Annotated in this window: 5 protein-coding genes; 3 read left to right on the top strand and 2 right to left on the bottom strand. The window is 36.0% G+C overall.

The window, feature by feature from the left end:
• The coding region (locus WAM07_RS18735) for a hypothetical protein (protein ID WP_422168901.1) at positions 1-382 on the top strand (382 nt) is incomplete at its 5' end.
• Positions 383-1,944: 1,562 nt separating this feature from the next.
• Here WAM07_RS18735 and WAM07_RS18730 read toward each other — a convergent pair.
• Positions 1,945-2,841: an HYR domain-containing protein gene (locus WAM07_RS18730; RefSeq protein ID WP_422168900.1), complete on the bottom strand. Its 897-nt coding sequence runs from the start codon at positions 2,839-2,841 to the stop codon at positions 1,945-1,947.
• A 792-nt stretch (positions 2,842-3,633) separates the two neighbouring features.
• Between WAM07_RS18730 and WAM07_RS18725 the strand changes: the two genes are divergently transcribed.
• Entirely contained in the window at positions 3,634-4,323 is a 690-nt protein-coding gene (locus WAM07_RS18725; protein ID WP_422168899.1) for a hypothetical protein, read from the top strand.
• A gap of 671 nt (positions 4,324-4,994) precedes the next feature.
• Here WAM07_RS18725 and WAM07_RS18720 read toward each other — a convergent pair.
• Positions 4,995-5,387: an S-Ena type endospore appendage gene (locus tag WAM07_RS18720; protein WP_422168898.1), complete on the bottom strand. Its 393-nt coding sequence runs from the start codon at positions 5,385-5,387 to the stop codon at positions 4,995-4,997.
• Between the two features lie 463 nt (positions 5,388-5,850).
• Between WAM07_RS18720 and WAM07_RS18715 the strand changes: the two genes are divergently transcribed.
• The coding region (locus tag WAM07_RS18715; RefSeq protein WP_422168897.1) for an S-Ena type endospore appendage at positions 5,851-6,270 on the top strand (420 nt) is incomplete at its 3' end.

Below are 6,270 nucleotides of genomic sequence, written 5' to 3'. Positions count from 1 at the left end.
GACGATTCCAGTGGTCACCGTCGTTAGCCAAGTGCCATTCAAAAAATTGCATCATGGTGTGATTACGCTCCATATTATCTTCCTCATTTCACTAATTTCTGTCTCTCTCATTTCCACTTATATGGCGTTTCCTTATACTCATAATAATTGGGACAATTTAAAAATAATAAACGAGCATGAGAATGCCACCGATTCGATAGGAGTTCTTGAGGGGGATTATTTGGAAATTAATGCGCGGGTAAATTCTGCACTTAACCCTCTGTCTAAATCTCGCTCATATATTTCCTTAAGGGATCTCCGTATCGTATTCCAAACGTCCAGTACCTATAAGGTGTGTACCAACCTTGGACATCCTAACTCTTCAACTGCTGCATTTATTTAATCTGCTGATCCATTTGTATGTAGTGAGGGAGAAGCGATAGACTCATCGTCAAATCCTTGCAAGAGCTTAATGTCTCCGTGACTATTAAAGGTTCTATGGTGAAAAGCACTTAAATATTTTTCCTGAAGGGCAAATCTATCGGTACCATAATGATGAAAAAGTGCCGTTTTAGCGCCCTAACGTATATGAAGGACAGAGGTTACATTTGCCTCTTCCCAATATTGGATTTTTTCAAACGGGAAGTGCTCAATAGGAACCCTTTTTAATAATCATTACGTTAAATTTGCGGTACTTTAATCGATCAATTAAGAGGATAAGTCTCACATATAAGATTTACTTGAACTTATTGATTCGAAAGTTGTGGTTTTAACAAACGTAATGTCCACTAGCAAAATCGAGTTCACAAATTGTTTCTCCGTTGTCATTTATACTTCAGTGTCCGAAAGGTGACCAATAAGAAATAAAAGCGATTCTTCTTATTGTAGGTAACACTGTGTAAACCGCTTTATAAGGATTATGATGATTCCCTGGTACTTCGGAGAGGGATTGAAAGTCTGAACAATCATAAAATGGATTTAGTGACTAAATCACTTCACAATTCGATGGTGAAGAGGATTGTCACACAACCGAACATGAGTGTTTTGAAAGGACTCAGCCACTTGTTGAAGCCTTTTACATCGAAATAACTAATGCTTTTTACCCTTGAAGATTGAAAGAGCTTTACTCCAATTTTTATGGAAGGTCAGGCTCTTTGGTATAATGGATAAAAAATTTCACTCAAATTATTATGGCTGTCTTTCTTTATTTCAATACCAATGGAAAGCCATACAAATGAAGCTGATTCGCAGTTGCAGGGAGGCCAACATGTTGGAGGATGAAAAGGCCGTTCTGGCTTAGGAAAGGGTTAATGATTGTAAATTATCTGTTCATACCTATAATGAATAAATGGCCATTAAAATCCACAAAAAAATTTGCCCCGGTATAATAACCTTCTTCATCAATGGGCTAAATGGAAGTATTGATACATTTTAAACGTAATGCTTCTATTTGGCTTTCCAAGCTGAGGTTTATCTACAAATGTGCCAGGTCCTCAGGTCTATTATAGTTTTTTATACCCTATAATTTTTCTGCTTAACAATTTTTGGTGGATTAAAGAATATTTCTGATAAAGAAAGCTCGCAGCTCGGGATATGGGTGAAGAAATTAACTTGATTAAGGGAGCTAGCTGGCAGACGATAAGCAATGGAAGTAATAATCCAACTAACTCCATTAATTATGTCAACGAGGTTCTGAAGTAATAGTAAATTGTCCGCCAATAAATGCCCTTCCCCCTCAATGCCCAACTATATTTACTAGAACCGTATAAAAATGTTAAAGACATTGTGTGCTAAGATTCTTTTATGTATGACATGATCCAATCTCTTCCTTATAAAATTTGAAAATGCGGAATAAAGTAAGAAAACCTATTTGTAGGGAACTGAAAAGTTCTCTATACAGATAGGTTTCTTATTTTGATTTTTAGTCTTCTTTTTGATTTTCTTTTTGAAATTTACTTGTGACTCTTAAGACAGTAATCTACAGGGATCAGTAATAACTCTAACTATAAATGTACATTCAGTTGTATTCCCTGTAGTATCTGTAGCTGTACATGTCACCTGTGTGTCTCCTATAGGAAAGAAGGAACCGGAAGCTGGCGTACAGGAAACTGTTACATCAGGGCAGGCACCAGTTACTGTAGGATCCGTATAATTTACAATGGCCCCGCTTTGCCTAGTATCATTGACCTGTGTAATGTTAGCAGGACAGGAATCACTAAATGGTAGGCAAGGATGTAACAATAAATCATAGTTGTTTCCATTAAATTGCCAATCTAAATACTCGTTGTTTTCATCAAGAAAACCCGGAGGACCTACAACCGTTTGCTGTGGATCGAAATTTGCCGGCGGATTGTATCGAAATATACTTGAAGGTCCGCCATACCCGCTCGCCACACCAACCAATGGAAAAGAAGGATTTGCATCTCCTGCAGGAAATGTATTATCTAATGTACAATAGGCAAAACGAATCAATCCTGTGTTGAACAAAACTACTTGAAAGGTATTAATTTGGGGATTTGCTGGACAAGAAAAGTATGCATCTCTTAGATATGTTACAATCAGTCGGTCTGGAAACTGCTTAACAAAAACTCCATTTGTAGGTGGTAAACATGTTGTATCTAAATCAATCCAATAAGGGGCTATCCTTGGAGGCCCATTTATAAAATCTGGAAAGGTTGGCGTAAATTCACTGCTTGCTGTGTTGAAAGTTAAATTTCCATTTGAGTTCACAAAAACGCTATTATGAACAATACCGTAGAAAGAGAAGGTAAAACCCATAGTAAAATTAACAAGTTGAGAATCATCATCCCCAACATCTAGACGGGTTCCAAAATCGGGACCCGAGTCAAAAAAACATCCCATCTTATTTCACCTCCTAGATGAAAATTTATTAAACCACTAATTTTGTTGGATTTAGTGTAACCATTGTAAAACTCGATGCTGTGCCTCTTGATCAAGGGTATCTTCAGTTGAAATTTCTACTACTCCTTGAATAGTTCTTTCTTTGTCTTTATTTCTGTAAACAGGTGGTATTTTTTTAATCCTAAATCTTTAAAGTATGAAGCATCAGCTAGAAGCATCTGAATTCCTTTATTCAAATTCCTCACCCTGCCGCTCTACTTTTTATTAGTTAATGAAAGGAGCTGAAAAAAGGAAACGGCTAAGGAACTATCAAACCAATAAAAAATTTAAATGGGGTTAAAAAGATTATGTGGGGTCTTTACTGGTTAAGTAGACAAAAATACTGAGTGGTTAGAAAGTGGTATCGGTTATGTTAAATATTGGAAAAATAAGGGCGTAGCTAAGCCTATAAGCTTTGGATTGTTCATCTTTTATTTGGTACGAGTTTACACCGTTTGGGAAAGTCCACTTGTTCGGGGAATATAAGAAGGAGAAAGGAGTTTCGTTTAAATAGGAATCTTAATTTCGAGTCATAAAGAAACGGGAGCAATATTCACTTATTTTAATTTTTTCCATTTGTTTTCCTAAACTTAGGAGAGTTAGGTTATGTGAATTTCAGACATTTATTCGTTATGCCCATTTTTGGCTCTATTGCAAAATGTTTCTGATAACAATCATGTTATTTATCTAAACAAAAATTAGATACGTGCATAGATATAAAGTAAGATAAAAATGAAAGGGCGTTTACAGCACATGACGTTTAACCATATAAACCAAAATCAGGAAACATTGTGTATTAGGGCTCCAATAGTATATGACTGGGTTGTTGGACAAATTGATATTCCAGAGCAAAACTTTAGTGGGATCTCTGGGCTTGAAAGACTCAATTTTACTTGTGAGGAAATAAATAGGCAGGTTGAAGGTGGTCAACTAACTGCAGAATGTATCCTAACGGATGAAAGCGGTAATCCAGTCGATCCATTAGCACCAGGATCCATCTTATGTACCGAAAAGGTACTAGTAGATGGACGGCAAAATGTGAATGTTACACTTGCGACTGGAGAAACGGTTACTCTGCAAAGAGTAATCATATTAAAAAAAGGTTATTTTGTTATTCGAGTTTCAAGTAGAAGAGGTGAATGCATATCCTCCCCACAACCTTTTTCCATTTGTGAAACGTTTTTACTTTGTGCTCCAGAAGGTACATCCTTAAACTGTGATATAACCGATTTTGATTGTAATGCTTGTATTACGTGTGTTCCTGATGACTTTGGGGATCCGACATTCCAACAACTCAATGTTTCCATCAACATATGTCAAAGTGTCCAAATAGAAAGCACAGCTACTTTAGAAATAGAATCAAACCTTTGTCAACCACGTTCTGAAATAACAGTACATTGTCCTCCTGTAAACTTTCCACCTCAATGCCCAGCTGTATTTTAATAAACGTAGCTGGAATGGTAAACACATTGCGTTAAATGGAAAAGCACTTTAACACCTTCCCTTCTAAACATTCACATAAATAAGGATGCTCATTACGAGCACCCTTATTTATGTGAATGTTTAGACTTTTAGGACAAAATACTCCAAGGGTCAAAAATAATTCTTTCGCAGCCCTCAATCTGTAAATTATTAATAGCACTATCAAATAAAATTGACAGTGATCGTTTGTCCATGAGATCAAAGGTTCCATTAAAACCGTAACAGGCAGCTGGAGATGGGTTTAAGAGAAGATTATTTAATGTAGAAAATAATTGAATGAACGTACTATTAATTTTTAAAAATACACTTCGAGATATTAAAAATGCCCAAAGATCTAAATCTGGTCATGAATAATGAGCAGATTCTTTTGCAGGACATCTAATCTCTTCATTGTTATTTATTTTTTTAAGACCACATTAAAAACCCTTCTTAAGTTTAGTACTCTAAAGAAAGGTTTTTAATGGAGGCTTAAAAGAAATCCAGTCATTAAGAACTTAGAATGGAGAGAAAAACTACTATGATATCTACAGTTATAGAACCAGTTAATGACGGTCGTTATGTCATTAAGGAATATTGGCTACAATGGGCCTCCCGTAAAATTCTACAATCGCAATAAAGAAAATTTAATGAAGTTATACACCAGCAGTGACTAAAACATCGTAATGAAGGTTCAAACAATATTTACCTCTACATCTCCCACTATCTCCATTAAGACAATTAATTCTTACTTCTGTGAGATTAAGCGCGGAAATAGACCTTGTATTTCTAAGTGGAACATCAAATGTTGTATCAGGTAAATTCAATCTTGAAACGGTGACTGTGACAAATTCACCGCACCCACCTTCATAATAGACACTAACTGTTCCAGCGGTCTGTGCTCCTGCATCAAAAAAGGTCTGATCCAATACCCAGAGTCCTTCTGTTTCCTCCCCACATGGAATATCAAAATTCCCACAAAATTCATCAGATACTAAATCGCCAATTTGTAATGGTCCATCATCAGGACAACAAGCGTTACAACCCATAATTTTATCTCCTCAATTTAATTTTAAGATTTAAATCTTATACATTATTAAATGTGAAAAGCATGAAGTTGGTTCTAGTTTAAAAGCACAAGTTTCACGATAAAAGTAGAAAGCAGTTTAATATAGTAAGCAATTATGTCATTTCTGAGGTTAGACCCGTTACTAAAGCCTATTCATTTCTTAGGTCAATGCATAATTTATAGGAGTATGAAGGAATTCAGGAGATCGGGAAGTAAGAATCAAAGGATTATCGACCAAGAATTGATTTTAAATGGATTAATTGTGCCTGCTGGATCCATTTAGGGCGAAAGTACATGATTATTTGAAGCAGAAAGCTTTTTTAAAGCAATATGCATAATTGGTGAAAAATCATTTGGAGTAACATTCATTTTCATTCGTTCGTCTTTAAAAAAAGGGAGAGGTGAGTAACATGACCCTTAGGAATAATTGCAGTTTACATTGCGTGAATGTAGAAAAAGTTTATGATTGGATTATAGTTCCTTTACAATTCACCACTTGTATAGAAATTCCTAAAGTCAAAAAAAGAGTCACGGATGAGTTTTGTGGAAATTTCGGGATAGCTTCCACCGAACAAATCAACACTTTGTGGGAATCCATACTTCCTACCCCTGTAGCCGGATCTGTATCGCTATCTGTGACTGAGGGCAATATAAGTGATGTGAGTATTCTTATTAATGGAACACCAATAGAAACAGGGAGCAGGGAACAGTTCACCCAAACATTTTCCTCATTGAGGAGTGTGGCGATTATAAACAATAATCCTCTCCTACCTGTAAGAGGAAGGTATTGTCTCACGCTTCACTATGCTCTCTTTAGAGATCTAACAGAAGACTTATTGAATTGCCGGGAAGAGGGTTGTTAC

The sequence above is a fragment of the Halobacillus sp. genome, assembly GCF_049282395.1.
In the GTDB taxonomy this organism is placed as follows: domain Bacteria; phylum Bacillota; class Bacilli; order Bacillales; family Halobacillaceae; genus Halobacillus.
This window is presented reverse-complemented; position numbering and strand designations above follow the sequence as displayed.

Bases quoted from the DNA above. Each gene is read 5' to 3' on its own strand.
- WAM07_RS18725 (WP_422168899.1), top strand. From the start codon at position 3,634: ATGACGTTTAACCATATAAACCAAAATCAGGAAACATTGTGTATTAGG.
- WAM07_RS18730 (WP_422168900.1), bottom strand. From the start codon at position 2,841: ATGGGATGTTTTTTTGACTCGGGTCCCGATTTTGGAACCCGTCTAGAT.
- WAM07_RS18720 (WP_422168898.1), bottom strand. From the start codon at position 5,387: ATGGGTTGTAACGCTTGTTGTCCTGATGATGGACCATTACAAATTGGC.